Origin of the sequence: Pedococcus sp. 5OH_020, assembly GCF_027812955.1 — a bacterium.
Taxonomy (GTDB): domain Bacteria; phylum Actinomycetota; class Actinomycetes; order Actinomycetales; family Dermatophilaceae; genus Pedococcus.
On record NZ_JAPYZV010000006.1, the window covers coordinates 32,857 to 56,790 of the forward strand.

Annotated in this window: 19 protein-coding genes and 1 pseudogene; 14 read left to right on the plus strand and 6 right to left on the minus strand. The window is 70.9% G+C overall.

From position 1 onward, the window contains the following. The first annotated feature begins 19 nt into the window (after positions 1-19). The 4 genes and pseudogenes from PHA84_RS12150 to PHA84_RS12165 all read left to right on the plus strand — a co-directional run bounded on the left by PHA84_RS12150 (position 20) and on the right by PHA84_RS12165 (position 4,366). A complete protein-coding gene (locus PHA84_RS12150; RefSeq protein ID WP_270888653.1) occupies positions 20-1,600 on the plus strand; it encodes a TIGR03767 family metallophosphoesterase in 1,581 nt (526 codons plus the stop codon). Continuing rightward, entirely contained in the window at positions 1,597-2,274 is a 678-nt protein-coding gene (locus PHA84_RS12155; protein WP_270888384.1) for an MgtC/SapB family protein, read from the plus strand. Before PHA84_RS12150 ends, PHA84_RS12155 begins: the two co-directional genes overlap by 4 nt. A 160-nt stretch (positions 2,275-2,434) precedes the next feature. Continuing rightward, entirely contained in the window at positions 2,435-3,214 is a 780-nt protein-coding gene (locus PHA84_RS12160; protein WP_270888385.1) for a ParA family protein, read from the plus strand. A 107-nt stretch (positions 3,215-3,321) separates the two neighbouring features. Beyond that, positions 3,322-4,366: pseudogene (locus PHA84_RS12165) on the plus strand (NAD(P)-dependent alcohol dehydrogenase). A gap of 14 nt (positions 4,367-4,380) precedes the next feature. Here PHA84_RS12165 and PHA84_RS12170 read toward each other — a convergent pair. Then, a complete protein-coding gene (locus PHA84_RS12170) occupies positions 4,381-6,015 on the minus strand; it encodes a DEAD/DEAH box helicase (protein ID WP_270888386.1) in 1,635 nt (544 codons plus the stop codon). Between the two features lie 204 nt (positions 6,016-6,219). Between PHA84_RS12170 and PHA84_RS12175 the strand changes: the two genes are divergently transcribed. Continuing rightward, complete coding sequence (locus PHA84_RS12175; RefSeq protein ID WP_270888387.1) at positions 6,220-6,912, plus strand: ferritin-like fold-containing protein; 693 nt, start codon at positions 6,220-6,222, stop codon at positions 6,910-6,912. Between the two features lie 49 nt (positions 6,913-6,961). Here the strand turns inward: PHA84_RS12175 and PHA84_RS12180 are convergent, their stop codons facing one another. From PHA84_RS12180 to PHA84_RS12190, 3 genes are all read right to left on the minus strand, one after another. Then, positions 6,962-7,237: a GlsB/YeaQ/YmgE family stress response membrane protein gene (locus PHA84_RS12180; RefSeq protein WP_270888388.1), complete on the minus strand. Its 276-nt coding sequence runs from the start codon at positions 7,235-7,237 to the stop codon at positions 6,962-6,964. Between the two features lie 140 nt (positions 7,238-7,377). Further along, the gene (locus tag PHA84_RS12185) at positions 7,378-7,602 is read right to left on the minus strand and encodes a DUF3107 domain-containing protein (protein ID WP_270888389.1); all 225 of its coding nucleotides are present in this window, start codon (positions 7,600-7,602) and stop codon (positions 7,378-7,380) included. A 79-nt stretch (positions 7,603-7,681) separates the two neighbouring features. Beyond that, the gene (locus PHA84_RS12190) at positions 7,682-8,338 is read right to left on the minus strand and encodes a TetR/AcrR family transcriptional regulator (protein WP_270888390.1); all 657 of its coding nucleotides are present in this window, start codon (positions 8,336-8,338) and stop codon (positions 7,682-7,684) included. 64 nt (positions 8,339-8,402) lie between these two features. Between PHA84_RS12190 and moeB the strand changes: the two genes are divergently transcribed. The 4 genes from moeB (at position 8,403) to PHA84_RS12210 (ending at position 16,717) form a co-directional block, all read left to right on the plus strand. Next, positions 8,403-9,629: a molybdopterin-synthase adenylyltransferase MoeB gene (moeB, locus tag PHA84_RS12195; RefSeq protein WP_270888391.1), complete on the plus strand. Its 1,227-nt coding sequence runs from the start codon at positions 8,403-8,405 to the stop codon at positions 9,627-9,629. A 64-nt stretch (positions 9,630-9,693) separates the two neighbouring features. After that, positions 9,694-10,077 carry an MGMT family protein gene (locus PHA84_RS12200; RefSeq protein ID WP_270888392.1) on the plus strand — a complete coding sequence of 128 codons (384 nt, stop codon included), beginning with the start codon at positions 9,694-9,696 and terminating at the stop codon, positions 10,075-10,077. A gap of 44 nt (positions 10,078-10,121) precedes the next feature. Next, positions 10,122-13,271, plus strand: a complete 3,150-nt coding sequence (locus tag PHA84_RS12205) for an ATP-dependent helicase (protein WP_270888393.1) — start codon at positions 10,122-10,124, stop codon at positions 13,269-13,271. Beyond that, positions 13,268-16,717, plus strand: a complete 3,450-nt coding sequence (locus PHA84_RS12210; RefSeq protein ID WP_270888394.1) for an ATP-dependent helicase — start codon at positions 13,268-13,270, stop codon at positions 16,715-16,717. Before PHA84_RS12205 ends, PHA84_RS12210 begins: the two co-directional genes overlap by 4 nt. Before the next feature lie 10 nt (positions 16,718-16,727). Here the strand turns inward: PHA84_RS12210 and PHA84_RS12215 are convergent, their stop codons facing one another. Further along, a complete protein-coding gene (locus PHA84_RS12215) occupies positions 16,728-18,071 on the minus strand; it encodes a phosphotransferase (protein ID WP_270888395.1) in 1,344 nt (447 codons plus the stop codon). A 41-nt stretch (positions 18,072-18,112) separates the two neighbouring features. On the opposite strand from PHA84_RS12215, the gene nudC reads away from it, so the two are divergent. Both nudC and PHA84_RS12225 read left to right on the plus strand, forming a co-directional pair. Then, a complete protein-coding gene (gene nudC, locus PHA84_RS12220) occupies positions 18,113-19,087 on the plus strand; it encodes an NAD(+) diphosphatase (RefSeq protein WP_270888396.1) in 975 nt (324 codons plus the stop codon). An 81-nt stretch (positions 19,088-19,168) separates the two neighbouring features. Further along, the gene (locus PHA84_RS12225) at positions 19,169-20,305 is read left to right on the plus strand and encodes a mannosyltransferase family protein (RefSeq protein ID WP_270888397.1); all 1,137 of its coding nucleotides are present in this window, start codon (positions 19,169-19,171) and stop codon (positions 20,303-20,305) included. 48 nt (positions 20,306-20,353) lie between these two features. Here PHA84_RS12225 and PHA84_RS12230 read toward each other — a convergent pair whose 3' ends face one another. Beyond that, positions 20,354-20,623: a mycoredoxin gene (locus PHA84_RS12230; RefSeq protein WP_270888398.1), complete on the minus strand. Its 270-nt coding sequence runs from the start codon at positions 20,621-20,623 to the stop codon at positions 20,354-20,356. A 133-nt stretch (positions 20,624-20,756) separates the two neighbouring features. Between PHA84_RS12230 and PHA84_RS12235 the strand changes: the two genes are divergently transcribed. From PHA84_RS12235 to PHA84_RS12245, 3 genes are all read left to right on the plus strand, one after another. After that, positions 20,757-21,185 (plus strand): PPOX class F420-dependent oxidoreductase, encoded by a 429-nt coding sequence (locus PHA84_RS12235; protein ID WP_270888399.1) that lies wholly within the window; start codon positions 20,757-20,759, stop codon positions 21,183-21,185. A 48-nt stretch (positions 21,186-21,233) separates the two neighbouring features. Continuing rightward, on the plus strand, positions 21,234-23,417 hold the full coding sequence (locus tag PHA84_RS12240) for an ATP-dependent DNA helicase UvrD2 (protein ID WP_270888400.1): 2,184 nt from the start codon (positions 21,234-21,236) through the stop codon (positions 23,415-23,417). A 138-nt stretch (positions 23,418-23,555) separates the two neighbouring features. Then, the gene (locus tag PHA84_RS12245) at positions 23,556-23,792 is read left to right on the plus strand and encodes a hypothetical protein (protein WP_270888401.1); all 237 of its coding nucleotides are present in this window, start codon (positions 23,556-23,558) and stop codon (positions 23,790-23,792) included. Positions 23,793-23,934: the final 142 nt, after the last annotated feature.

Below are 23,934 nucleotides of genomic sequence, written 5' to 3' on the forward strand. Positions count from 1 at the left end.
CCACGCGGCGTACCGGTCAGTGAGCTTGGGTCCGGGAGAGAGGCACCTTCGGCGCGACGACCTGGCGCCTCTTGGCCCGGAGGCCGTTGGAGGACTGTCCACCCGACGCCCCTTGGCCTGCCTCGCGCACGTGACAGACCTGCAGATCGCCGACGTGCAGTCGCCGGCTCGCTTCGAGTTCTTCAACGAGCTGATGGACGTGCCTGCCTTCAAGGCGCTGGCTCCCACGCAGCGGCCGCAGGAGGCGCTCACGGCGCACGCGGTCGACTCGATGGTCCGCACCCTCAACCGGCTCTCCGGCGGCCCCGTCACCGGCGCGCCGATCGATGCTGTGGTCACCACGGGTGACGCCATCGACAACGCCCAGTGGAACGAGACCGAGATGTTTCTCGCGCTGCTCGAGGGTGGTCGGGTTCGCCCGCGGTCCGGTGGTCCGATCTATCAAGGGGTACAGAGTCAGGTCTGGCCAGGGACGGCCTTCTGGCGCCCCGACGGGGGCCGCGACATGTGGCGTGAGCGATACGGCTTTCCGACACATCCTGGTCTTCTCGATCGCGCGCTCGAGGAGTTCGAGGCGGCTGGTCTGCGCTATCCCTGGCTGGCGTGCTACGGCAACCACGAGGCGCTGGCGCAGGGAATGGGTGGCATCACTGAGGCTCTCGGACGTCTGCTCGTCGGAGACCGCAAGCCCGTTGCCCTGCCTGCGCAGCTCCTGAGAGAACGATCGTTCGATCCGGTCGCTCATTTCATCTCCTCCCCCGATCACTTCGCGACGGGACTCCACCGTCCGCTGACCGCGGACCCGGCCCGTCGTCCGATCACCCGGTGCGAGTTCATCGACGCTCATTTTCGCGACGGCGGCCAGCCGTCCGGACATGGTTTCACCGCTGCGAACCGGCGTGACGGAACCGCCTACTACAGCTATGACCTGCCCCACGTGCGTCTCATCTCCCTGGACACCAACTATGTCGCAGGTGGCGCCCAAGGATCGGTCAACGGCGAGCAGATGCGTTGGCTGGAGGAACAGCTGGTGGACGTGCACTCCCAGTACGACGCTGCCGACGGACGTGTCGTCCAGACCGGCAGCGATGACCGGCTTGTGGTCGTCTTCTCCCACCACGGCTCGGACACCCTGGGTTCCGGTCGGGCCACAGACCCCGAAGGCGGACACGGGACGGTGAGCCTGTTGCGGTTGCTCCACCGCTTCCAGAACGTCGTCCTGTGGCTGAACGGCCACACGCACACCAACACGATCCGCCCCCAACGGCATCCGCACCGGACCAGTGCCGGATTCTGGGAGGTCACGACCTGTGCGATCGTGGACTGGCCATGCCAGGCGCGTCTGGTGGAGATCGTCGACAACGGCGACGAGACGCTCTCTGTTGTCTGCACCATGCTCGACCACGACTCATCCCCGGGATCAACTGCAGGATCGTCCGCCCAGCTGGCGGCTCTGCACCGCGAGCTGGCCGGGAACGTCCCTTGGGCAGGGTTCGACTCACCCAACCGTGGGGCTGTCAGCGACCGTAACGTGGAGCTGCGGCTGAGGTCGCCCTTCACGCTGAACGGACGGGCGTCTGGGCAGCGGGCACGACCTTGAGCACCCTGAGCACGGTCGAGCTGGCCCTTCGGCTGTTGGCCGCCGTCGGCGCCGGTGCTGTCCTCGGCCTGGAGCGTCAGGTCCGCGACAAGGTGGCCGGCGTGCGCACGCACGCCTTGGTGGCGGTCGGTGCTGCGTTGTTCACCATCGCCGGTGCCCATGGTTTCGGCGAGATCCCACGCGGACCCAACGTCGACCCGCTTCGCGTGGCCGCACAGGTCGTATCAGGCATCGGGTTCATCGGTGCAGGGGCCATCATGCGGGACGGCACATCCGTGCGCGGCGTCACCACCGCGGCGACGCTCTGGTTGTCCGCTGCACTCGGAGTCTCGGCAGGCGCCGGCGCGTGGGGCCCGCTCTTCGTCGGTTCGGCGGTTGTCGCCTTCGCCCTGGTCGGCTTGCGGGCCCTGGTCATCCGCGTCGATCGGCTCCGCAGCCAAAGCCTGCGGCTCTCGGTGTCGTATCCGCAAGGAAGCGGCACGTTGGCCGACGTTCTCGACGCCATGGAGCGGCTCAACCTCGGTCTCAGCGATCTCAGCATCGACGACTCGGGCACGAGCGGCTGGCGGCGAGTGACGATGCAGACCCGGGCCCGCACAGAACAGGCCGCGCAGCTCGTCGCCGACCTCGAGAGCAACCCGGACATCGTCGACGTGACGCTGGGCGCGGCTTGAGCCGGCAAGAGCGCCGAATGGGCTCCAGTACGGCATCGGCGCCCTTCCCGGAGGGCTGGGCTGACCACTGGTTCCGTCCTGGTCCAAGCCGCCGGTCCCGCCGGTGTGGCGGCCTGAGACACTGTGCGCGTCGCATCCGGACCCATGGAAAGGCGCAGAGTTGGCCAGGTCGCGCCCCCGCCCCGCCACGATCGTCTCCGTCGCCAACCAGAAGGGCGGCGTGGCCAAGACCACGTCCGTCGCCTCCCTCGGCGCGGCCTTCGCCGAGCTCGGCAAGAGGGTCCTGCTCGTCGATCTGGACGCCCAGGCCTGTCTCACGTTCAGCCTCGGCGTCGACCCGGACGCCGTCGAGGGGTCCATCAACGAGGTCCTGCTGGGTCGCGCCTCGGTGGCGGACGTGCGGGTGGAGTGCGAGGACGGCGTGGACCTGGTCCCCAGCGTGATCGACCTCGCCGGTGCCGAAGCGCAGCTGTTGCCGCGTCCCGGCCGGGAGTACATCCTCCGTGGGGTGCTCGAGGAGGTTCGCGCGGACTACGACGTGATCCTGCTCGACTGCTCACCCAGCCTCGGGGTCCTGACGCTCAACGCGCTCACCGCCAGCCAGGGGCTGGTCATCCCGATGCCCTGCGAGATGCTCAGCCACCGGGGCGTCGGCCAGCTGCTCGACACCGTGGCCGACGTGAAGAAGATCCTCAACAAGGACCTGGCCGTGTGGGGCATCCTGCCCACGCTCTTCGACGGCAGGAGCAACCACGCCCAGGAGGTGCTTGCCGACGTGGGTGACCGGTACGGTCTCCCGGTCCTGGAGCCGCCCATCCCGAAGACGGTCCGGTTCGCCGAGGCGCCCGCAGTCGGGCGGTCCATCCTGGCGACGTCGCGCACCTCCAAGGGCGCCAAGGCCTACCGCGACGTCGCCACCGCGCTGGTCAGGAAGCTCTGAGACACCCGCGCACAAAGCCCGCCCGGGTGCCAATTTGAATAGCCGCCACCCTGGCGGACTTGTCGCCTGACGGAACGAGAAAGGCCGCGACGACCCCAGGAGACCGCATGTCCCAGACCGCAGCCCTGTCCGCAGCCACCCCAGGTGCCCCGCTCGAGCCGACGGTGGTCGAACGCCGTGAGCTGCCCGACGACGACGTCCTCATCGACATCGCCTTCGCAGGAATCTGCCACAGCGACATCCACCAGGTCCGGGAGGAGTGGGGCAGCGCCAGCTTCCCGATGGTCCCGGGGCACGAGATCCCCGGCGTCGTCTCCGCGGTCGGCGACGGCGTGACGCGGTACGCGGTCGGCGACCGAGTGGGCGTCGGGTGCATGGTCGACTCGTGTGCCAGTGCGAGCACTGCAAGGACGGACAGGAGCAGTTCTGCGTCAAGGGGGCGGTGATGACGTACAACGGCGAGGGCTACGACGGGGAGAGGACCATGGGTGGCTACAGCCAACAGGTGGTCGTCAGCGAGCGGTTCGCGGTGCGCATCCCGGACGAGCTGGAGCTGGACGTCGCCGCACCACTGCTGTGCGCCGGCATCACGACGTACAACCCGCTCAAGCGCTGGGGTGCGGGCCCCGGAACGAAGGTCGCCGTGGTGGGGCTAGGGGGCCTTGGGCACCTAGGGGTCAAGTTCGCCGCGGCACTGGGCGCGGAGGTGACCGTGCTGAGCCAGTCCACGGCCAAGGAGGCCGACAGCAGGCGCTTCGATGCCGTAGACCACCGCGCGACCAGAGACCAGGAGACCTTCGGGGAGCTCCAAGGCCGGTTCGACCTCATCCTCAACACAGTCAGCGCCAACCTGCCGTTCGATGACTACCTGGGTCTGCTCAAGCCGAACGGCGTCATGGTGACGTCGGCGCCCCGAGTGACCCCAGCTCGTTCCGCGCCTTCTCCCTGATCGGCGGAAGCAAGGCGCTGGCCGGCTTGAACATCGGTGGTATCCCGCAGACCCAGGAGATGCTGGACTTCGCTGCCCAGCACGGGTTCGCCGCGCAGATCGAGACGATCGGTGCGGACGAGCTGAACGAGGCCTATGACCGCGTGGTCGCCTCGGACGTGCGGTACCGGTTCGTCATCGACACGGCGACCATCGGCGCCTGACCCGCGCCACGCCGTCAGCTCTGGGTCGGCTCGCCGGCCCCGGTGCTGCCACCGCGGGTGCGGCGGCGGTTACGGTTACGCGGGGCCTTCGTCCCGCCGTCACCGTCGCCGCGGTCGGGAGCCGGAGCCTGCGACCGGCCCTCAGACCGGCCCTCCGCCCGACCCTCGGGCCGCCGGTCGCCGCCGTCGCGACGACGGCTCTCCCTGGTGCCTGGACCGCGTCCGGTCTCCCGTCCGGTCTCCCGTCCAGTGCGGCCACCGGCAGCCGCGCGACGTCCACTGCTCTTCCCTGTCTCCCCGAGGTCCTCGAGCACCTCGGCGCCCAGGCCGGCCAGCTTCTGGGCCGCCCGGGGGAGCCGGCCCTTGGACTCGCGGGGGATGTCCAGCTGCTCGTACAGGTGGTCCGAGGAGGAGTAGGTCTCCTCCGGCTCCGGTATGCCGAGGTCGAGGGTCTTGTTGATGAGGCCCCAGCGAGGCATGTCGTCCCAGTCGACGAAGGTGACGGCTATGCCGGTGTTGCCGGCGCGGGCCGTGCGCCCGATCCGGTGCAGGTAGGTCTTCTCGTCCTCTGGGCACTGGTAGTTGATCACGTGGGTCACGTTCTCCACGTCGATGCCCCGGGCCGCCACGTCCGTGGCCACGAGGATGTCGACCTTGCCGTTGCGGAACGCCCGGAGGGCCTGCTCACGGGCACCCTGGCCGAGGTCCCCGTGGATGGCGGCCGCAGCGAACCCGCGGTCGACCAGCTCGTCGGCGACCTTGGCCGCCGTCCGCTTGGTGCGGCTGAAGATGATGGTGAGCCCACGGTCCCTGGCCTGCAGCATCCGGGCGAGCATCTCGACCTTGTCCATGGCATGGGCCCGGTAGACGAACTGCTCCACGGCCTTCACGGTGTGCGCGTTCTCCTGGTCGTCGCCCATGGCCCGGATGTGGGTGGGCTGGCTCATGTACCGACGGGCGAGCGCCACGACGGCCCCCGGCATGGTGGCCGAGAACAGCATCGTCTGTCGCGAGCCGGGCGTCATCGCCAGCAGCTTCTCCACGTCCGGCAGGAACCCGAGGTCCAGCATCTCGTCGGCCTCGTCGAGCACGACGGTCTTCGTGTGGGACAGGTCGAGGTGTCCCTGCTGGGCCAGGTCGATCAGCCGGCCGGGGGTTCCGACGACGATCTCCACACCGGTGCGCAACGCCTCGATCTGCGGCTCGTAGGCCCGGCCGCCGTAGACGGTCAGGACCCGGATGCCACGGCGCCTGCCGGCTCGCTCGATGTCGCCGGCCACCTGGACCGCCAGCTCACGGGTGGGTGCCACGGCGAGGGCCTGCGGCTTACCGGCATACGGCAGGGTCTCCCACCCGCTGTCGTCACGCGCGACGGTCCTGTTCAGCATCGGTACGCCGAAACCGAGGGTCTTACCGGTGCCGGTCTTGGCCTGGCCGATGATGTCGTGGCCCGACAGGGCTACAGGAAGGGTCATCGCCTGGATCGGGAAGGGCGTCACGATGCCGGCATCGCTCAGGGAGGCGACGATGTCCGGGTGGACGTCGAAGTCGGCGAACGTCGGCGTGGGCGGTGCCGTGGCCAACGGGGCAGCCTCTTCAGGGGCGGACTCGGGGGTGGGCGCGCTCGCGCCCAGGTCGTGCTCAGTCATGGAGTTCTCTCGATCGGGGCCGTCCCGCAAGGGAGGCGCTCGCACAGCGGGCCGATCGGAGGTCTTCGTCATGAGGGGAGCGGACCGAGGGTCCGCGGCTGATTCGTGCCGACCGGGCACCTTTGACGTCCCCAGCCTACCGGGACACCGCCAGATCACCCGCATCGACGGCACCTGCCGGGACCCGCTTATAGGGTGACCGGCATGACGCAGGACGACTGGCTGGCCGACCAGCAGTACCGCGACGCCGTCGCGGACCTGCTCGGAGTGCTGGCCTATGGGGAGCTGACCGCCTTCACGAGGCTGGCCGGTGACTCCGAGCTGGCGCCCACCCAGCCGCTGAAGGCAGCGGTCGCAGCCCTCGCCGTAGCGGAGTTCCGGCACTACGAGATCCTCGTGGCCCGGCTGGACGAGATGGGCATCGCCTCCGAGGAGGCCATGGCGCCATTCATCGGGCCGATCGACTCGTTCCACGAGCGGACACGCCCGAGCACCTGGCTCGAGGGACTGGTGAAGGCCTACGTCGGCGACGGGATCGCGACGGACTTCTACCGGGAGATCGCGGCGTACGTCGACCCGTCCACCCGCGACCTCGTGCACTCCGCGATGCAGGACGTCGGTCAGGCCGAGTTCGTGGTCAAGGTCGTGCGGGAGTCGATCAAGGAGGATCCGCGGGTCGCCGGCCGGCTTGCGCTCTGGGGTCGCCGTCTTGTCGGGGAGGCGCTCTCCCAGGCGCAGCAGGTCGCTGTGGAGCGCGATGCTCTGGCGTCGTTGTTGGTCGGGGGAGTGGGGGCGCCGGGCAGGCCCAGCGCTGACCTTGCCGAGCTCGGCAGGATGTTCGCCCGGCTCACCGACGAGCACACCCGCAGGATGGGCCGCCTCGGCCTTGCCGCATGAGGAGGGGCCCGGTCCAGCGATGGACCGGGCCCCTCCGTGACGGTTGGGGTCAGATGCGCGTGTTGCTGGTGCCCCTGCGTCCTGTCACCGCGATGTAGATGGCGATGAGGACGACCGCGACGATGATGCTGATGATCCATCGCAGCCAGTCGATGCCGTTGGTGGCTGCCACGCCCAGGGCCGCTGCCAGGTAGTACCCGATCAGCACCCCGAGGATGCCCAAGATGACGGTGACAAGGGCGCTGATCCCTTGACGGCCGGGCATCACCAAGCGCGCGAGGGCGCCGATGATGGCGCCGGCGATAATGACACCGATGATCTCCATGGAGAGTTCCTCTCATTCGTGGGGCCACACAGGCCCGGACAAGAACAACTCAACACCTTCTCGCCCGGTTCCGCACGTTCAGATGGTCACGGTGAGGACACAACGTGCTCGGAAAACCGCAGGTCAGAGGTGGTTCGGCGTCAGATGTTGCCGAAGCCGACCCCCCGCTTCTCGGTCTCGCCGATCTGGACGTAGCCCAGGACGCCGGCGGGCACGAGGACCTGTCGGCCCTTCTCGCCGGTGAGCCGCAGGGCGCTGCCGTTCTCGACGGCGTCGGTGACGGCCTTGACGACCTCGTCGGCGCTCGCGTCGGTCTCGAACGTGATCTCGCGGGCGACGTTCTGCACGCCGATCTTGACCTCCACGGTGGTTCCCTTCTGTTCAGGTGCGTCTGCTCAGTCGGCACGCGGGCCGGTGGCTCCGGTGCGGTGTCTCGCCTGAAGGCTAACCAGGCAGGTCGTCCGAACCTTCCCCGCCCACCTTGGGGAAGGAACCGAGCCCGCGCCAGGCCAGGGCCCCGACCAGCCTGGCGGCCTCGTCCTTGGGCACGTCGGAACCCTGGGCCAGCCAATGGCGGGCGCTGACCTGCGCCAGGCCCGTGAGCGCCATACCGAGCAGGGAGGCGTCCTCCTCGGTGAGCCCGGTGTCCTCGGCGATGACCTCGGCCACCGCTTCGGCGCAGACCAGCCCCACGGCGTCGAGCCGGTTCCGCACCGCCGACTCGTTGGTCAGGTCGGACTCGAAGATGAGCCGGAAGGCCGCCCCGTCCCGGGAGACGAAGTCGAAGTAGGCGTTGATCGCGGCGTAGACGCGTTCCTTGTTCTCATGCGTGGAGTCGAGGGCGTCCCGGACAAGCTGCTCCAGAGCCTCGCTGTGCTTGTCCAACAGCGCCAGGTAGAGCTCGAGCTTGCCCGGGAAGTGCTGGTAGAGCACGGGTTTCGACACCCCAGCCCGGTCCGCGATGTCGTCCATCGCGGCAGCGTGGTAGCCGGACTCGACGAAAGCGGCCTGGGCAGCCTCGAGAAGCTGCGCCCGGCGGGCCGAGCGCGGCAGGCGTTGCCCGCGGGCCGTCTCGGTGCCGGGATCTGCGCGTAGGGACATCGGTGGCGGCCTCTCTCGGTACTGCGCTGTCCGGGCCATGGTACGCACGGGTAACGTGCGTCACATGGCGATCCCACCGCTGGTGGCTCCGGGGCCCGAGCTGAGCAGTGAGCAGAAGGCCCGGTACGCCCGCCACATCCTGCTTCCTGACGTCGGGGTCGAAGGTCAGCGTCGGCTCTCCAACGCCCGCGTGCTGGTCGTGGGGGCCGGTGGGCTCGGATCGCCCGCCTTGATGTACCTGGCTGCGGCAGGCGTCGGGACCATCGGCGTCGTCGACGACGACGTGGTGGACGCCTCGAACCTTCAGCGGCAGGTCGTCCACGGGGTGGCGGACGTCGGCCGTCCCAAGACGGAGTCGGCCGCCGAGACGGTGGCGGCCATCAACCCTCTCGTCACCGTCGTGCGTCACGACGTGAGACTGACCTCGGACAACGCGATGGAGATCCTGGCCGACTACGACGTCGTCCTCGACGGGGCGGACAACTTCCCGACCCGGTACCTCGTGAACGACGCCTGCGTGATGCTCGGGCTGCCGCACGTATGGGGCTCGATCTACCGGTTCGACGGCCAGGTCTCCGTGTGGTTCGCCGGGTACGGCCCGTGCTACCGCTGCGTCTTTCCGGACCCCCCGCCCCCCGACGCCGTTCCCTCGTGCGCGACCGGCGGTGTGCTGGGTGTGCTCTGCGCGGCGGTGGGGTCGGTCCAGGTGGCCGAGGCCGTCAAGCTGGTGGTGGGGCGCGGCGAGCCGCTGGTCGGACGCCTGCTGGTCCACGACGCGCTGCGCCAGACCTGGGACGCCCTCACCGTCCGGGCCGACCCGGACTGTCCGGTCTGCGGGCAGTCGCCGACCGTCACCTCGCTGGTGGACTACGAGCAGCTGTGTGGCCTGCGTGGTCCGGCGACGGTCGGCACCGCCGACGACGCGGTCGGCGGACCGGCGGACCCGACCGCCCCGGTGGGGGAGGTATCGGCGACCGAGCTCGCGGACCTGCTGGCACGGCGGGAGCGCGGGGAGGTCCACTTCGAGCTCGTCGACGTCAGGGAGCCCGGGGAGAGGGACATCGTGTCGATCCCCGGTGCGCGGGCCGTCCACCTGGACCGGTTCCGCAGCGGCGAGGCCGACTCCGAGCTCGTACCCGGCATACCGGTGATCGTTCACTGCAAGTCCGGTGCGCGCTCGGCCGAGGCTGCCCGCCTGCTCGCCCGGGGTGGTCGGGCCGGCGTCGCGAACCTCAGCGGCGGCGTCCTCGCGTGGGTCCGTGACGTCGACCCCACGCAACCGACCTACTAGGGGCCGTCCCGACATGGTGACCCCAGGACCTGGTGACTCGAAAGACGTTGACCCGAAAGACGTGGTGACCGGAACGCCGCGCCGTGGTCCGGACGGCCCCAGCGGACTGCCGACTGAGTTCGCCGACGACGTCCTCGAGGTGGTCGACACCATCCCGGAGGGGATGGTGCTCACGTACGGCGACATCGCCGAGCTCCTCGGGCGGGGCGGGCCCCGGGCCGTCGGCACGGTGATGGCGCGGTACGGCTCGGATGTGCCGTGGTGGCGCGTGGTGCGGGCAGGCGGCTACTTCCCGCAGGGCCACGAGGAGCAGGCCCTCGCCCACTACCGCGAGGAGGGCACCGCGCTGGTGCGCGGGCAGATCGACGGGCGGAGGGTGGACCTCGCGAGCGCTCGGTGGTCGGAGCCACGACTGCCCACAGCCGTCGAAGGCCACCGTGGAGGGTGAGCCGGCGACGTCCGGTGTCGGTGCAAGGTGATGGAATCAGTCGCGTGCTCACCCTGCGTCGCGCCCCCGGCCTCGTCGCCGACCCGCCCTCGCTCGACGACGTGCAGGCCGCTGCCGTCGCGCATCGAGGAGGGGCGCTGCGAGTGCTCGGCGGTCCAGGCACCGGGAAGACGGTCACGGCGATCGAGACGGTGGTGGCCAGGGTGGAGTCGGGGGAGGCGACTCCCGACCAGTGCCTCCTGCTGACCTCGTCGCGAGTGGCTGCCGGTGCCCTGCGCGAGCGGGTGACCGCAAGGCTGGGCCGGACCTCGACCGAGCCCCTCGCGCGGACGCAGCAGGCGTTCGCGTTCGGCATCCTGCGGCAGGCCGCCGCCCTGCGGGGGGACCCGACGCCCCGGCTGCTCAGCGGGCCGGAGCAGGACGTCATCCTGCGTGACCTGCTGGCCGGGCATGCGGCCGACCGGACCATGGCGCCGGCCTGGCCCGAGAGGGTCCAGGCTGCTCTGGGCACGCGAGGCTTCCGTGCTGAGCTGCGCGACCTGTTGATGCGCGCCGTCGAGCATGGTCTGGAGCCTGGCGACCTGGCGCGGCTGGGGCGGGACCACGGGCGTCCGGAGTGGGCTGCCGCGGCCGACGTACTCGCGGAGTACGACGAGGTGACGGCCCTGTCGGCGCCCGGAGCATACGACCCGGCCTGGATCCTCGGTGCAGCCGCGGACCTGCTGGAGGAGGACCCCGCCTGGCTGGCACGCCTGCATGACTCGCTGCGGCTGGTCGTCGTGGACGACGCGCAGGAGCTCACCTGGTCTGCTGCCCGTCTGCTGCGGACGGTCGCCGCCCCTGGCCTCGACGTGGTCCTGCTCGGCGATCCCGACTCAGCCGTCCAGACCTTCCGCGGCGCAGACCCCCGCTACCTGGCCGACCGCTGGACCGAGCTGGGCGCCGGGCCGTCGCTGGTCCTGCCCAGTGCGTACCGGCTGCCGCGCGCCGTGCACCGGGCCGCCGCACGCGTCGCCCCCAAGATCGGTGCGCTGGGAGGCGGCGCGCAGCGCGCGACCGTGCCGGGTCGGCCCGGTGGCGAGGTCGAGGTTCACCTGCTGCGGGCCGTGACCCAGGAGGCCAGCTTCGTGGCGGGCCGGCTCAGGGAGGCGCACCTGCGTGACGGGGTGCCGTGGTCACAGATGGCGGTCATCGTCCGCGGTCAAGGTCGCACATCCACCCTGCGCCGGACCCTCATCGCCGCCGGCGTCCCCGTGGCGGCGAGCGCGACGGACCTTCCCGTGCGGGAAGAGGTTGCGGTGCGGCCGCTCCTGGCCCTGCTCTCCGTCGTACTGGACCTCGCCCGGGGCGGCGCCGACGCGCTCAGTCCGCAGGTGGCCGTCGATACCCTCGTCTCGCCCCTCGGCGGCGCAGACGCAGTGGCTCTGCGCCGGCTGAGGCGGGCCTTGCGGCGACAGGAGCTCGCCAACGGCGGAGGCCGGACCAGCGACGAGCTTCTGGCGCGGGCCTTGACGGAGCCGGGGGCCCTCGTGGAGCTGGGCCCGGAGGCTCACTCGGCTCGGCGGGTCGCCCGCACCATCGAGGCCGGTGTCGCCGCAGCTCCGGGCCACCGGGACGGGTCGCTCTGGCGCTGGGAGCCGGGCGTCAGCGCCGAGTCCGTGCTGTGGGCCATGTGGAGTGCCTCCCAGCTCGCGCCGCAGTGGCAGGCGGCTGCCCTTGCCGGCGGGCCCAGCGGAGGCCGGGCCGACCGCGACCTGGACGCGGTCGTCGGCCTGTTCGACGCCGCCGCGAAGTTCGCGGACCGGCTGCCGCAGGCGGGACCCGAGGAGTTTCTCACCCACATCGGCAGCCAGGACATCCCGGGAGACACCCTCGTGGCGCGGTCGCCGGTAGGGGAGTCCGTGACGATCACCACTCCTCAGTCCGCTGCCGGTCGCGAGTGGGACCTCGTCGTCGTCGCCGGCGTGCAGGAGGGCGTGTGGCCCGACCTGCGGCTGCGCGGGTCCCTGCTGGGCTCGGAGCACCTGGTGGACGTCGTCACCGGTAGACCGACGACGTTCCGTGCCGCGCAGGCAGCCGTGCGGTACGACGAGACCCGGCTGTTCCTCGTGGCTGTGACCCGAGCGCGCGGGCGAGTGCTTGTCACGGCGGTGCGCAGCGACGACGAGCAGCCGTCCGTGTACCTCGACGTCGTGGACCCGGAGACGATCTCCGCGAGGGGGGACCGGCCGTTCACCGAGGTCTCGCGGACGATGACGCTGCCTGCGCTCGTCGGCCAGCTGCGCCGGGAGCTGGCCGACCGGGACCCGGCGGTGCGGCGCCTTGCCGTGTCGGCGCTCGCGCGTCTGACCCACGAGGGGGTCCCTGGAGCGGACCCAAGGCAGTGGTGGGTCATGCGGTCGCTCTCCGACGACCGGCCGCTGCGGGCCGACGACGAGCCCGTCCGTGTCTCGCCGAGCAAGGTGGAGGCGTTCGGCCGCTGCGGCCTGCGGTGGTTGTTCGGGTCCGTCGGCGGTGACGGGCCGTCCGTCGGGGCCGCCGACCTGGGCACCCTCGTGCACGACATCGCCGCCGAGCTCGGTGACGTCGATGCGGACACCATGGTCGCCGAGGTCGATGCCCGCTGGGGCAGGCTCGGTCTGCCGCCCGGATGGGTCTCCGACCGCAAGCGCCATGAGGCTCACCAGATGGTCCGCAGGCTGGCGAGGTACTTCGAGGAGGCTGCGGCGAGCGGATGGACGCGGCTCGGGGCCGAGCTGGAGATGAAGGTCACCGTCGGCCGGGCGGTGCTGTCGGGGAAGGTTGACCGGCTGGAGCGGACACCGGACGGGTCGGGTCTTCGCGTCGTCGACTACAAGACCGGGACCAGCAAGCCCCGGGCCGAGGAGATCGCCCGTCACCCGCAGCTGGGCGTCTACCAGCTGGGTGTGGAGCACGGGGCGTTCGAGGAGCTCGGGACGAGCTCGGCCGGTGCGGCGCTCCTCCAGGTCGGCAAGGGGGCTCTGGTCAAGACGACTCTGCAGCTGCAACCGGCGCTGCGCGACGACGACGAGCCCGGGTGGGCGCAGGACCTGGTGAGCAGCACCGCCGAGGGGATGGCGGCAGGGACGTTCGTCGCCACGGTCGGCGAGTGGTGCAAGCAGTGCCAGCTCCGGCAGTCCTGTCCCGTGCAGCCGGAGGGGCGAGTGCTGTGACGACGCAGGAAAGCATCCTGACCGTGCGGCGGGGGACCCTGTCGGCCAAGGAGATCGCGCGGGCCATCGGGCTGCCCGAGCCCACGCCGCAACAGGAGGCGGTCATCGAGGCTCCTCTGTCACCTCTGCTCGTGGTGGCCGGCGCGGGGTCCGGAAAGACGGAGACGATGACGAGCCGCGTCGTATGGCTCGTGGCCAACGGACTGGTGGCACCCGACCAGGTGCTCGGCCTGACCTTCACGCGCAAAGCCGCAACGGAGCTTGCAGAGAGGATCGGCAACCGGCTGCGGCTCCTGCAGCAGCACGACGTCTGGGTGCCGCCGCCCGACGACGGGCAGTCCGGCGCGGAGGTTCTCGGTGGTACGCCCACCGTGTCGACATACCACTCGTACGCGGGCCGTCTGGTCCGCGAGCACGCCCTGCGACTCGGGTTCGAGTCGGAGTCGCGGCTGCTCTCCGAGGCTGCCGCCTGGCAGTACGCCTCCGAGGTCGTGGCCGCCTACGACGGGCCGATGAACGATGTCCAGTTCGCGGAGTCCACAGTGACCGCTGCGGTCGTCGACCTGGCGGGCGAGATGTCGGAGCACCTCGTGTCGCCCGGCGAGGTGGCCGGCTACCTGACAGAGGTGCTCGAAACGCTTGCGGCGCTGCCCAAAGGAGACAGCCGGGCCAAGGACCTGCCCACCGAGGCACGGAAGATGCGGGAGAATCTCCGTGCCAGGGCCGCGGTGCTCCCCCTCGTCCAGCGATACCTCGACCTCAAGCAGTCCAGGGACGCCATGGACTTCGCCGACCAGATGGCCCTGGCTGCGCGACTCGCGATGACCTTCCCGGACATCGGAGCGATCGAGCGCGAGCGGTTCGGCGCGGTGTTGCTCGACGAGTTCCAGGACACGTCTGCCGCACAGCTGGAGCTGCTGAGGGCGCTCTTCGCCTCTTCCGAGGAGCCCGCCAGGGTGACCGCGGTGGGTGACCCCCACCAGTCCATCTATGGCTGGCGTGGTGCCAGCGCCACGACCTTGACTGCCTTCCGCGACGTCTTCCGACGCAATGACCGTCCTGCTGCCCTCCGTCCGTTGTCCACGAGCTGGCGCAACGACCGGCAGGTCCTGCGTGTGGCCAACCTGGTCGCCGCGCCCCTGCGACGGGACTCCTCCGTCCCGGTGGAGCAGCTCTCGCCACGTGCCGACGCCGGTGACGGCCAGGTCGTGGTGGCCCGCACCGTCACGGCCGCCGACGAGGCGGCGCTCCTGGCGAGCTGGGTGGCGGACCGGCGCGCCGAGGGGGCACGGTCGGCTGCCGTGCTGTGTCGCAAGCGCTCGCAGTTCGCATCGGTCATCGAGGCGATGGAGGCCCGCGGAGTCCCGTACGAGGTGGTCGGGCTAGGGGGGCTGCTGCTCACACCTGAGGTCGAGGACGTCACGGCTCTCCTGCACGTGGTGCAGGACCCGACGCGCGGTGACCAGCTGATGCGGCTGCTCACAGGTCCCCTGTGCCGGCTCGGCGCAGCGGACCTCGACGGTCTCATGGCGTGGGCGCGTCACCAGCAGGACGCTCGCCTCGGCGTGGCGGACGAGGTCGCCCCCGACGACGAGGACGACGTTCAAGGCGCGGTTGTCGATGTGCCGGGCCCTGGGGCCGCCCGCGGATCCGGGTCCACCGCTCGCGACCAGTCGCCGGACAGCTCGGACCGCGTGAGCATCGTCGAGGCCGTTGACGACCTTCCTCGGCCGGGCTGGCGAAGCTGGGACGGCAAGTCCATCAGTGACGTCGCGCTGGACCGCCTGCGTGGGCTGCAGCAGGCCATCCGCAGGCTGCGGTCGCTGACCGGCCTTCCGCTGGCCGACCTCCTCGGCGAGGCCGAGCGAGCCCTGGGCCTGGACATCGAGGTGCTGGCTCGTCCCGGCTACACCCCGGCCGCCGCGCGCGCCCACCTCGATGCCTTCGCTGACGTGGCCGCCACCTTCACGGTCACTGCTGACCGCCCCAACCTCGGTGGCTTCCTCGCCTGGCTCACAGCGGCCCTCAAGGAGGAGCGAGGGCTGGACAAGGGGTACATCGAGGCGTCCACCGACGCGGTACAGATCCTCACAGTCCATGCTGCCAAGGGACTCGAGTGGGACGTGGTGGCCGTACCCGGGCTCGTGGAGGGGTCGTTTCCCGCACTCTCCTCGGCTGTCAGCCGGCCACTGGCGGGCGAGTGGGTCGTCCCCGCGCCGAAGTCGCGGGGATGGGTCGCTGGTCCTAAGGACGGCGGGATCCCGTTCGAGCTCCGTGGCGACAGCAAGGGGTTGCCACGGCTGGACTGGAGGGGTGCCGCCGACTGGAAGGCTCTGGAGAGCCGCATCGAGGAGTTCCTGCGGGAAGGGGGCGAGCATGGTGTCGCCGAGGAGCGCCGGCTCGCCTACGTGGCTTTCACCCGCGCCAGGAAGGCGATGCTCCTCAGCGCGCCGGTGTGGACGGATGGAAAGACTCCCAAGGTGACCTCACGGTTCCTCACCGAGCTGCTGGACCCTGAAGGCGGTGTCCCGATGACCGTGCTGGAATGGGCGGAGCTGCCCGACCCGACGGCTCCGGAGGCGCCGGAGAACCCGGCGAACGCCGAGGCGATCTCCGCTCTGTGGCCGGCCGACCCGATGGAACACCGCAGGGCCGCCCTCTCCGACGGTGCGGAAGCGGTCAGGCACGCGGTCAAGGAGCTCACCTCTGCTTCGGGGACCAAGCCCCCGACGGCGAGCGGGCACCAGGGCGTGCTGCCCCTGCCGGGTGAAGCGCTGCCCGTGATGGAGGAGCTCGACCTGCTGCTGGAGGAGCGGCGTCGCAGTGCTCACCGTGGCGAGCTCACGGTCCTGCTGCCTCGTCACCTGTCAGCCTCCGCCGTGGTGGCACTGGCTCAGGACCCCGCACGGTTCGCCTCGGGGCTGCGCCGCCCCATGCCCGAGCCCCCCGCCCTGGCCGCACGCCGTGGTACGGCCTTCCATGCCTGGGTCGAGCAGCACTACGCCCGGGCCGCCATGGTGGACATCCTCGACCTGCCCGGCAGCGCCGACCAGGATCCGGGAGACGATGCGGAGCTGCCCGCCATGAAGGAGCGCTTCCTCGCCAGCCAGTGGGCCCACCGAACTCCGGCCGAGATCGAGATCGCTGTCGAGACCGTTATCGACGGCATCGCCGTCCGAGGACGGGTCGATGCCGTGTTCCCCCGCGACGGCGGTGGTTTCACCATTGTGGACTGGAAGACGGGAGCCAAGCCGACCGCTGAGGTGGCCGGCACCAGGTCCCTTCAGCTGGCCGCCTACAGGGTGGCGTTCGCCAGGTTGAGAGGGCTGTCCCTCGACGAGGTCGACGCGGCGTTCTACTACGCCGGGACCGGGGAAACCGTCTGGCCGCAGCTTCCTGACGACCAGGATCTGGCACGGTTGCTCAGCGCCGTGGCGCAGGAGTAGGAGTGGGCGGCTAGGCCGAAGGGCGTGGCGGAGCAGGGTCCTGCGGTGCGGCATTGCCGGGCTCGAACTCCGGTCCGGCGTCGTCGGAGCCCATGGGATCGAGCGATGACCGCAAGGTGCTCACGTCGAGCTCGCTGGTCACCTCGTCCCCGGTCGCCTGGCCTGGCGCGGTCAGGTGCCCCGCATCACGACCTGGCTCTGCCTGCTCGGCCGCGGGCTGCGAGTCGGGCTGCGCATCAGGCTGCGAGTCGGGCTGCGCATCAGGCTGCGATTGGGACTGCGAGTCGGGCTCGGAGTCCCGGGAACCGAACATCACCGCCACGTCGTCGTCCTCCACGTCGTCCTCCACGACAGGAGGGACGACGACCGGCGCCACCGGACGCGCGGGAGCCAGGCCGGAGCGACGGTAGTCGTGCGACGCCTCTGCCTCTGCGTGGACCTTGTCGTCGAGCCGCCTGAGCGCAGCGGCATACCGTTCGACCTGGAGACTCTGTCCGGAGGCCACCGCCCCCATGAGCTCACTCAGCTGCTGCATCTCCGCCGCGAGCCGTGCCCGAGTCAGCAGGTGTGGATCGGGTCGCTCGGACCGGGCATGCGCGTAGGCCTCCATCAAGGTCTCAAGGGCGGCTGGCGGTGCCTGGGTCACCAGGGCCGCGAAGTCGTCGGCCGGGTCGGCCACCTTGGCGTCCTCCCAGCCCGTGAAGGCCTTGACCTTGCCGGTCGCTGCATCCTCCTCGTCGTCGAAGAGCACGAGGACCTGGTCTCCGGTGAGGTCGCCGTGGGTCGGTGTGGGTGCGAAGCGCCAGAGGGCGACGTCTTCCAGGAACCTCTCCCAGCGCGCGAGAAGCCCGGTCGGTACGTGTCCCGTCGCTGCGGCACGGTCGAGCTCGCTGAGGTGGCGGGTGCGGTAGGTGTCGGCGTCATACGCCGGTAGCCCTGCCTCGTCGAACAGCCCGTGGTCGGCGTTGTGCAAGGCGGCGATGGACCTGCCGAGCTCCGCCGCGAGCCCAGGCCCGGCCGGGAGGTGCTCGAAGTCCACCTGATGCCCCGGAAGGTAAGGGTAGATGGCCGCACGACCGCCTTCCTTGAGCGCGGCGAAGCCCTTCGGCGTCGGGACACTGAACGGAAGCCGTCGAGCCAGCAGGCCGAGCAGGGCGAACGTCGCCTCCATCTGGGCGGCGGCTGCCTGGCTGCGCGGCACCCGGATGACCCAGCGCCGGTGCTGCGTGTCCTGGACGAACGCGACGTCGTACTGCTGGTCCGGGACGCTGGGCAGGGGCTCGACGCTGGCGGGGTCGAGCCCAGGGACGGCGGCGCTGGCCAGGGCCGCGAGGAAGAGGGGGCTTCGGTCCACGCTGCCACCGTATGCCGATCGGTCCCGCCTAGGGTGGAGGCGTGGGCCGACCCGTCGAAACTCTCCCGAATCTCTCGCTCGCTCGGCCGGGCCTCGACCGCCAGGCGGACCGCCGGCTGGACCACCGGCTGGTCGAGGAGCTGCTGGAGAGCGACGACACCCGGGTCCTGGAGCTGCGGGACGGCAAGGTCGCCGTGACCGACGGGCAGCTCGGTGCCGAGCTGGTCCTGAGAAGGCCGGTGCCCGAGGACCTGGCTCGTCTGGGCCTCTTCCTCGGCGCTGATGGCGATCACGACGCCTACGTCGCGGTCGTCGTCGAACCAGGCCCCGACCAGACGGCCGCTGACGAGCTGCGGCATGACGGACCACGGCATGACGGCCCACGGCACGACGACGATCCCGCTCTGCGAACCATGCGCCAGGTCGGCGCTGACCTCGGTGACCGCGATGCAAGCCTGTTCACGACCGCGCTGGCGTTGGCCAACTGGCATGCGGCCCACCCCTTCTGCGCCCGCTGCGGAGCGCCTACCGAGCCGGCTCAGGCCGGCTGGCTGCGCCGCTGCACCAAGGAGGGCAGCGAGCACTACCCGCGGACCGACGTCGCGGTGATCATGTCCGTCATCGACGACCAGGACCGCCTGCTGATGGCTCGCGGCGCAGGGTGGGCTCCCGGCAGGTTCTCCGTGCTGGCCGGCTTCCTGGAACCGGGGGAGAGCCTCAGCGCTGCGGTGGCCCGCGAGGTACGGGAAGAGGTGGGCCTTGACGTGGAGGACATCACGTACCTCGGGGACCAGCCGTGGCCGTTTCCCACCTCCCTCATGGTCGGGTTCACGGCGCGCGCGCACACCTCTGAGCTGAAGCTCCAGGAGTCGGAGATCGCCGAGGCACGGTGGTTCACCCGCCAGGAGCTGCGAGACCTGGTGGCCGACGGCTCGCTCGGAGTGTCGCCGCGTCTGTCCATCGCCCGTCGGATCGTCGAGCACTGGCTCGGCCACGAGATCACGGGCGTCGGCTGAGCGACCGCGCCGATGGCGAACCACTCTGCGCCGATGCCGGCCACCGCGAGGGCGGGGCGGCCACCCGGCATGATGGCGCCCATGGCGACTCCTTCCGCGCGTCGTGCGGTGGCAGGTTTCGCCGCCGGGCGGCTGGTGCTCATGGCCGCCGTCCTCCTGGTCGCAGGTTGGGCCGGCCTCGGGCAGGAACGCCACCCGCTGGCGCAGGGGACCTGGTGGCTGGACCGGTTCGCCTTCTGGGACAGCTACCACTTCGTGCGCATCGCCGAACAGGGCTACCTTCCGCCGGGGCTGCCGTGCTGCGACCAGGCCTTCTTCCCTGGCTACCCGTTGCTCATGGTGGCGGTCCGCCCGTTGGTGGGAGGGAGCGCCATCGCCGCAGGGCTGCTCGTCTCCGTGCTGGCGTCGCTCGCGGCGGCGGCGCTGCTGTGGGCACTGGCTCGTCAGGAGGGGGGCTCCGCCGCGCTGGCTGGGCGCGCCGTCCTGCTGCTCGCTGTAGCTCCGTGCGCCGTCTTCCTAGGGGCGGTGTACACCGAGGCGGTCTTTCTGGCCCTCACCCTGGGAGCGTGGCTCGCGGCGTCCCGCCACCGGTGGTGGTTCGCGGGCCTCCTGGCCGCCGGGGCGTGCGCGGTGCGCGTCAACGGGGTGTTCCTCGTCGTGGCCCTTGCCGTGCTCTACGCCCAGCAGCTCAGGACCCCTGAGGGGTGGCGCCGACCACGCACGGACCTGCTTGCGATGAGCCTGCCGGCGGTCTCCGTCGGCGGCTACCTGGCCTACCTCCACCACCTCACCGGTTCCTGGGACGCGTGGCGGGAGGCGGAGGACCAGGGCTGGCGCCGTTCCACGGCGTGGCCGTGGGAGGGCCTTGCCGCCGCGGTGCGTTCGGTCGCAGCGGCTCCGGACTGGGCCCTGGCCTTCTCTCGCAGCCTGGACGTGGCCGCCGTGGTGCTCACCACTTTCGCCGTCCTGGCGCTGGCGCGGCAGCGGCGATGGGCGGAGACGGCATACCTCGCGCTCTCCGTGGGGGTGGTCGCGTGCTCGACCGTCTGGGTGTCGGCACCGCGGTACGCGCTGGCGTGGTTTCCGGTCTACCTGCTGCTTGCCCGCTGGGGCGAGCGCAGCCCGGGCCGGTTCTGGGTGCGTACCTACGCCGTGGTGTCCGCGGTCGCCATGGCGCTGGCCACCGTGTCGTTCGCCACCCGGACCTGGGTGGCCTGACAGTGGACCAGAGTGGCCTCAGCAGCGTCCCGCGGTCCCGCTGCGGGGTCAGGGCGTGGCGGCCAGGCGCTTCTTGACCTCGCCGAGCGAAGGGTTGGTGGCGGCCGAGCCGTCGGGGAAGAGCAGGGTCGGGACGGTCTGGTTGCCACCGTTCACGTCCATGACGAAGGCCACCGCCTCCGGCGCCTCCTCGATGTTGACCTCGGTGAACGGGATCCCCTCGCGGCCGAGCTGAGCCTTGAGCCGGTTGCAGTACCCGCACCACGACGTGCTGAACATGGTCACGGAGCCGGGGGCTGGAGCCTTGGTGGTCGTCATGGGGGTCGTATCCGCCTTCTTCCTCGAGGGCCGGGCAGCATCGAGGCAGCCGCGGCGGGTCGTCCTCTACAACACCCGACCGCTCCCTGATCTTCCCCGCCACCAGGTATGAGATCTGTGGCCATGATGGTGCATGGCCATCGACCCAGACCTCCTCGCGCTCGCCGGCAGCCGGAACCTTGCCGCTCTCGCCGCCCTCAAACGCGATGGCAGGCCGCAGCTGTCCATGGTGAACTTCCACCTCGACCCTGCCGGTCCCATCGCCCGGGTCTCGGTGGTCGACGGTCGGGCGAAGGTCGCAAACCTGCGTCGGGACCCTCGTGCCTCGCTGCTGGTGACCTCGAAGGACGGCTGGTCGTATGCCGTTCTCGAGGGCGACGCGCACCTCTCCGAGGTGGCCCGCGAGGAGGACGACGCGACCGTGGAGGAGCTCGTGGAGCTCTACCGGGCGATCCGGGGCGAGGATCACCCGGACTGGGACGACTACCGGCGCGCCATGGTGGCGGACGGACGGCTCGTGCTGCGCCTGGAGGTGACGAAGGTCTACGGGCTCGTCCAGTGACGCGGGGGCCCACCGCAGGCGTCAGAGGCGTCTGAGAGGATCGCTGCGATGTCAAGCCAGCCAGGCGCACGGCCGCCCTCACCGGACGAGGTGCTGGCGGCCCTGGACCCGGAGCAGCGAGAGGTCGCGGCGCACCCGCTGGGCCCGATGTGCGTGCTGGCCGGCGCCGGCACGGGGAAGACCCGGGCGATCACGCACCGGATCGCCTTCGGCGTCCACTCCGGCGCCTACCAGCCGCAGCGGGTCCTCGCGGTCACGTTCACCGCACGGGCTGCGGGGGAGATGCGGACGCGGCTGCGCGCCCTGGGCGTGGGTGGTGTCCAGGCGCGCACCTTCCACGCGGCGGCACTGCGGCAGCTGCACTACTTCTGGCCGCAGGCGGTCGGGGGGGCCGCCCCGGAGGTGATGAGCCAGAAGGCGGCGGCCGTCGCACAGGCTGCGGCCTCACTGCGCCTGGACCTGGCCCGGGACCGGACGGCGATCCGCGACCTGGCCGCAGAGATCGAGTGGGCGAAGGTCTCCATGCTCACCCCCGAGACGTACGCTGCCGGCGCCCGTGCCGCCCGCCGCGACCCGCCGGGGCTCGACCCCACCGCCATGGCGAGAGTTCTCGAGGCCTACGAGCAGGTCAAGAGCCAACGCGGCGTCATCGACTTCGAGGACGTGCTGCTCGTCACGGTGGGCATCCTCGCCGAGCGGGACGACATCGCCCGGGCGGTGCGCGCCCAGTACCGGCACTTCGTCGTCGACGAGTACCAGGACGTCAACGCCCTGCAGCAGCGTCTGCTCGACCTCTGGGTCGGCGAGCGGAAGGACCTGTGCGTGGTGGGCGACCCCGCGCAGACGATCTACTCGTTCACGGGGGCGAGCCCGCAGCACCTGCTGGACTTCCCGGTGCGACACCCCGACGCCCAGGTGGTGCGTCTGGTGAGGAACTACCGCTCCACAGCACAGATCGTGCGCCTCGCGAACCTCGTCGTCCGTGGACCGTCCGGAGCGATGCGCAGCAACGCCGTGACGCTCCAGGCCCAGGGGGAGCAGGGCGTCGTGCCCACTCTGACGGCACATGCGGACGACCCCGCCGAGGCCGCCGCGGTGGCCGACGAGATCTCCGCTCGGGTGGCGCGGGGCGTGTCTCCGGGCGACATCGCCGTGCTGTTCCGGACCAACGGGCAGTCGGAGGCTTTCGAGGCGGCTCTGGCGGACCGTGACATCCCCTACCTGGTGCGAGGGGGGGAGCGGTTCTTCGCGCGCAAGGAGGTGCGGGACGCCGTGCTGCTGATGCGTGGGGCTGCGCGGTCCGACGAGGGCTCCATCGCCCTGCCGGACCTGGTCCGCGACCTGCTGCTCGGCGCCGGGTGGACCAGACAGGCGCCCGCCTCGGGCGGAGCAGCCCGCGAGCGGTGGGAGTCCTTGGCGGCCCTGGCGGCCCTGGCCGACGATCTTGCAGCCACCAGCGCGCAGGCGCGGCTCCCGGACTTCGTCCGCGAGCTGGACGAGCGTGCTGCCGCTCAGCACGCGCCGGCCGTGCAGGGGGTCACCCTGGCGTCCCTGCATGCAGCCAAGGGCCTGGAGTGGGACGTCGTGTTCCTTGCCGGCTGCTCCGACGGCTACCTTCCCATCGCGATGGCCGACACCCAGGCGGCGATCGAGGAGGAGCGGCGGCTGACGTATGTGGGCGTGACGCGTGCTCGGCGCGAGCTGCGACTGTCGTGGGCCGGCGCTCGCACCCCGGGCTCTCGCGCCAGCCGCAGGCCGTCGCGGTTCCTCGACGCGGCCGCGGCCGTCCTCGGCGAAGGCGCCCGGTCGACGCCGAAGTCGGGGCCCAAGGGCACGCGATCCGGCACGAGGTCCGGCGCGACGCCGAAGCCGGCGCTCCCCGCACACTGCCGATCCTGCGGTGAGCAGCTCACCACGGCGGCCCAGCGCAAGACAGGCCGCTGCGACGACTGTCCACCGACCTATGACGAGGCCACGTTCGAGCGGCTGCGGGAGTGGCGCCTTGCTGTCGCTCGGGGTGCCAGCGTCCCCGCCTTCGTCGTGTTCACCGACGCGACCCTCACCGCGATCGCGGAGCGGGAGCCGTCCTCCGAGGCGCAGCTGGCTTCCATCTCCGGGGTCGGGGCCCGGAAGCTGAGCCTGTACGGCGAGCAGGTGCTCTCCGTACTCGCCGGAGTGGACCCGTCGGCGGTCGTCGAAAGCCCTTCTGCCACAAGGGATTCCGACGGCTAGACGTGGATCGAAGCAGCTTGTTCCCGCTTTCTTGTTAAATGCGTTGCCCGGCCGGCCGAGGCTCCCGTACTCTGAACGAACACATCCCGGCGGGTCTGACCTGTCGGCCCTACTCAGCGCCTGAAGGAGGTTGGCCCCATGGAGAGCTCCACGATGACGATCGACGCGAAGCACGGCATCCGCGTCCGTTCTGCGTGCCCCGAGGCCGGCCGTGTCCTCCTCGCCGGTGCCCGCGGCTCGGTCCAGGGGACCACTGTGTCCGCGCCCGTCGCCACCGGTGTGAACACCACTGTGTCCGCCCCGACGTACGTCGGTGGCTTCGGCGCCCCCATCCAGGACCTCGCGTTCCGTACCTACGGAGAACCACCTGTCTAGGCACCAGCCAGCAGGCCCTCTCCGAGGCCGCGGAACCCGATATCCGGGATCCGCGGCCTTTCTGTTTGTCCAGAGCTGCCGTCCCGACCACCAAGACCTCTTCCGCACCAGCAGGAAGCAGCACCAGATGCACCAGCAGGAC

What these genes read in the sequence shown, in the direction of transcription:
- PHA84_RS12170 (WP_270888386.1), bottom strand. Translation starts at nt 6,015, where the DNA reads ATGACTGAGCACGACCTGGGCGCGAGCGCGCCCACCCCCGAGTCCGCC.
- PHA84_RS12225 (WP_270888397.1), top strand. Translation starts at nt 19,169, where the DNA reads ATGGCGACTCCTTCCGCGCGTCGTGCGGTGGCAGGTTTCGCCGCCGGG.
- PHA84_RS12180 (WP_270888388.1), bottom strand. Translation starts at nt 7,237, where the DNA reads ATGGAGATCATCGGTGTCATTATCGCCGGCGCCATCATCGGCGCCCTC.
- PHA84_RS12245 (WP_270888401.1), top strand. Translation starts at nt 23,556, where the DNA reads ATGGAGAGCTCCACGATGACGATCGACGCGAAGCACGGCATCCGCGTC.
- PHA84_RS12190 (WP_270888390.1), bottom strand. Translation starts at nt 8,338, where the DNA reads ATGTCCCTACGCGCAGATCCCGGCACCGAGACGGCCCGCGGGCAACGC.
- PHA84_RS12230 (WP_270888398.1), bottom strand. Translation starts at nt 20,623, where the DNA reads ATGACGACCACCAAGGCTCCAGCCCCCGGCTCCGTGACCATGTTCAGC.
- moeB (WP_270888391.1), top strand. Translation starts at nt 8,403, where the DNA reads ATGGCGATCCCACCGCTGGTGGCTCCGGGGCCCGAGCTGAGCAGTGAG.
- PHA84_RS12240 (WP_270888400.1), top strand. Translation starts at nt 21,234, where the DNA reads ATGTCAAGCCAGCCAGGCGCACGGCCGCCCTCACCGGACGAGGTGCTG.
- PHA84_RS12175 (WP_270888387.1), top strand. Translation starts at nt 6,220, where the DNA reads ATGACGCAGGACGACTGGCTGGCCGACCAGCAGTACCGCGACGCCGTC.
- PHA84_RS12235 (WP_270888399.1), top strand. Translation starts at nt 20,757, where the DNA reads ATGGCCATCGACCCAGACCTCCTCGCGCTCGCCGGCAGCCGGAACCTT.